Consider the following 3,470-nt stretch of genomic DNA (forward strand, 5'->3'; position numbering starts at 1 on the left):
AATATTTTTAGTTAAATTAAAAGGGCTGGTAGACCTCTTAATGTCTGCCCTACCCGTGGACCGCGGGGAAGTAACGCCCGTGGAGAGGGCTAAGCCCTCGTTGAAGCGGGAAGCCCCTCATCTTTGATGAGGGGAGGAGGTCACTATGCTATCCTAATACATCTATGGGAAAACCCTACCTTTTCAAGATTCTCATTTATCCTATAAAAAGTCTTGACCCGGTTGAGTTGGAAAGTGTAAGGATATCCGAAAAGGGTTCCCTTGAGGGAGATAGGGTTTTCGCATTATTAGACGAGGAAAACAGAGTTGTAAACGCAAAGAGGGAAAAAAGACTTCATTTAATAAGGAGTTTCGTCGACTTTAAAAAAGAAATCTTTGAGTTCAGACTGGAAAAAGAAAGTTATACTTTCAGTTTTGACGAGATTGATAAAGTCGGTGAGTTCTTTTCGGAGTTTCTCGGCTACAGAGTGTATATGAAGAGAAACGAAAAAGGGGGTTTCCCCGACGACAGAAAAGCCCACGGCCCGACGGTTGTAAGCAGGAGCACCTTAAGGGAAGTAGCATCCTGGTTTAACATAACCGAAGATGAGGCAAGAAGACGCTTCAGGGCAAACCTTGAAATTGAAAGCACTCCTTCCTTTTGGGAGGACAGCCTTGTAGGAAAAAGGTTCAAGGTCGGTAACGTTGAGATAGAAGGAGTTAATGTTTCAAAACGTTGTCCCGTTCCGACGAGAAATCCCTACACCGGAGAGCCTACGAAAAACTTCGTAAAGATTTTTACCGAAAAGAGAAGGGAAAAGCTCCTTCCGAACGTCCCTAAGGAGATTTTTAACACCTACTACAGACTTTGTTTGAACACAAATATACCGAAAAGTGAGTGGGGAAAGGTCTTAAGGAGGGGGGACGAGGTTCAGTTCTGAGTTCCAGCCTGTGAGTATTGTCTTTCTATGTCCTTTAGTATGTTGTGGACAAATTCTCCCCTGTCGTTTACCTTGAACCTTTCCCTTACCGCTTGGCGTCCTTTTTCGGCTACCTCTCTTAACGCATCCCTGTTTTCCATATAAAAGATGACTTTTTCTTCCAGGTCCGCACGGTCTAAAGGTGCATAAGTTATTACTTCCTCTTCGGGCTTTAGAAACCCTGGAAGCGTTCCCTTGTAATCAACCATTACCGCACTCCCCATATACATAGCCTCAAGGGGAACAAAGCTGAGCCCCGTTGGTATTGATTGGGGTGATACGAAAATTGTCAGGTTTGCTGAGGAGTAATACTTAAGAAGCTGTTCGTAGGAGCTCACCTTTATGGCTTCGTGTCCCTCAAAGAGGTTTCCCTGATACTCCCCGAGTATCTTTACCTCCATACCTTCAAGGAACTTAAGGAGGTAGGTTTTCCTTCTCATCGTCGTATATGCAACGGTATCGTTAAGGAGTCTCAGGAACTTACTCGGGTTTTCCTCCCTCCACTTGTTAAAGGTTTCCTGAGCTTGAGGGTTAAAGAGGCCGTATATGTAATTAAAAGCGGTGAGAACGTGAACCTCGGGGTTTCTGAACATAAACTCTCCCGTTTCAAAGAAGAAAGGTATTATCTCCTGGGGATAGTTCTGGGAAACTGCGTTAACTATCACCTGCGGGTCAATAACAGGCCCCACAAAAGCTATTTCAATATCCTTTTCTTCCTCTTCGGGAAAGAGCTTTTCGTTTACAAAGGGGGAAACGTAACTCACGTTTGATATACCGAGAAGGTTTAAGCTATCGGTGTGCTTCAGGTCCGTTATAAAAGCTATGAAGTTTTTCGGCTTCTCAACTCCCTCAAAGGCGGGGAAGAAGAGAAGGGGGTCCTCAACGAAAAAGCTCAGGTGAACTACTCCCAGCAGGTCTGAAAGTATATACTTCTTCCCTTCTCTCTCACCGACTATTACTCCGGTCGCGTTCACGTCCATTAAAAAGAGGGGACGCCACTCCTCAAGCTCGTTAACAACTTCCTGAGGGGAGCGTTCCTTTAGGTCATATTCCCTTATCTCAACACCTTTTTCCTTTAGGTATTCAAGGAGTGCGTAAATGTGCTTTGCGGGTGCTCCCAGCTCTCCCGGTCTCAAAAATGCCAATTTCATAACTCATAGTCTATCATACAAACCTTCCGAAGGTGTTTTCTTGAGGGTGAACATGAGAATAACGGAACCCAGAACAAGTATAAGGGAAACCACTTGATTCCACGTGAGACCTATAACCGGAAGGGGAGGTGTAACACCCCTTAAAAACTCAAGAAAAAACCTCTCGGTTCCGTAAAGGAACAGGTATAGTGAGAATACAAACCCGTCAAAGGGTTTTCTCTTGTATACAAATAGGAGAACTAAGAATATCAATAAATTCCCGAAGGCCTCCATAAGCTGGGTGGGGTAGAGGGGAACGTAAGGAGGTGCAACCGCACCTTTCGGAAAAACAACGTAAAAGAAGGGGAACTTATCGGTGAAGTGTATACCTACCTCGTTACTCGTGGCGTAGGGGAACGGCTTTCCGTAGCAACATCCGGCAGCGGTGCACCCGAGCCTCCCGAAAAAGTGAGCCAAGGCTATGGCGGGAGCCGCTATATCCGCTGACTTCCATAGTGGAAGACTGAAGAGCTTTATACCGATAAGTGCCCCGATTATTCCCCCTATGAGACCTCCGTAAAAGGAAACACCGCCCTTCCATATGGCTACGTAATCAATAAGGTCGTGAAACTCGTAAGGGTGTTCAATCGCGTAAGCTATCCTTGCTCCTACAATTCCGAAAAGAACCGCGATAAGGAATGTGTTATCAACAGCCCTCGTATCAATGCCTTCCCTCTTTGCAAGCCTCAGAACGAGAAAGTATCCGACAACAACTCCAAGAGCCACAAGAAGGCCGTATAGGTTTATCTGTAGCCCGAAAACTGATATAGAGTAAGGAAACAAACTCTTTACCTCCTTATAATTAATAAAGGATATTATGAAGTGGGAAATAAGCAAAATCTTTAGGTTTGAAGCGGGACACAGGGTATGGAAACAGAACCTTACCCACGGAAGGGGAGCCCAGTTTACTAAGGAAAAACCCATAAACAAGTGTGTTAACCTCCACGGACACAGTTACGTCCTTGAGGTAACCATTGGTTCGGATACACTGAGTGAGCAGGACATGGTAATGGACTTTTACCACGTTAAGAATGCCCTTAAGGACCTGATAGACGAAATGGACCATAGCTTTATAATTGACGTGAACGACCCTATGTACACCGAGCTAAAAGAAGTTGCCGAAAAATACGGGGCTTTTAAGATATTTCCTGTTGATTTCTGTCCAACAGCAGAGGCACTCGCTAAATTCTTTTACGATTTTCTCAAGAAAAGGTTAGAGGAAGCCGGTCTACTCGGAGAAATAAAGATCGTAAAGGTGGTTCTTTGGGAAACAGCAACCTCAAAAGCGGAGTATAAGGGGGAGTAATGAGGGTTTTAGTTT

The 3,470-nt window shown here is 44.8% G+C and carries 4 protein-coding genes; 2 read left to right on the plus strand and 2 right to left on the minus strand.

The annotated features are described in order from the left end of the window. The first annotated feature begins 164 nt into the window (after positions 1–164). The gene (locus ACWB1W_RS07095; RefSeq protein WP_479370680.1) at positions 165–920 is read left to right on the plus strand and encodes an MOSC domain-containing protein; all 756 of its coding nucleotides are present in this window, start codon (positions 165–167) and stop codon (positions 918–920) included. On the opposite strand, the gene ACWB1W_RS07100 is transcribed toward ACWB1W_RS07095, so the two are convergent. Beyond that, positions 911–2,110: a glycosyltransferase gene (locus tag ACWB1W_RS07100; protein WP_479370681.1), complete on the minus strand. Its 1,200-nt coding sequence runs from the start codon at positions 2,108–2,110 to the stop codon at positions 911–913. The two genes, ACWB1W_RS07095 and ACWB1W_RS07100, sit on opposite strands and share 10 nt — an antisense overlap. 3 nt (positions 2,111–2,113) lie before the next feature. Then, entirely contained in the window at positions 2,114–2,932 is an 819-nt protein-coding gene (lgt, locus tag ACWB1W_RS07105; RefSeq protein WP_479370682.1) for a prolipoprotein diacylglyceryl transferase, read from the minus strand. A gap of 34 nt (positions 2,933–2,966) precedes the next feature. Here lgt and ACWB1W_RS07110 point away from each other — a divergent pair, with 34 nt between their 5' ends. Next, positions 2,967–3,455, plus strand: coding sequence for a 6-pyruvoyl trahydropterin synthase family protein (locus ACWB1W_RS07110; protein ID WP_479370683.1), 489 nt, complete (start codon positions 2,967–2,969; stop codon positions 3,453–3,455). Positions 3,456–3,470: the final 15 nt, after the last annotated feature.

It is taken from the genome of Aquifex sp. (assembly GCF_056494385.1).

Bases quoted from the DNA above. Each gene is read 5' to 3' on its own strand.
- ACWB1W_RS07095 (WP_479370680.1), top strand. From the start codon at position 165: ATGGGAAAACCCTACCTTTTCAAGATTCTCATTTATCCTATAAAAAGT.
- ACWB1W_RS07100 (WP_479370681.1), bottom strand. From the start codon at position 2,110: ATGAAATTGGCATTTTTGAGACCGGGAGAGCTGGGAGCACCCGCAAAG.
- ACWB1W_RS07110 (WP_479370683.1), top strand. From the start codon at position 2,967: ATGAAGTGGGAAATAAGCAAAATCTTTAGGTTTGAAGCGGGACACAGG.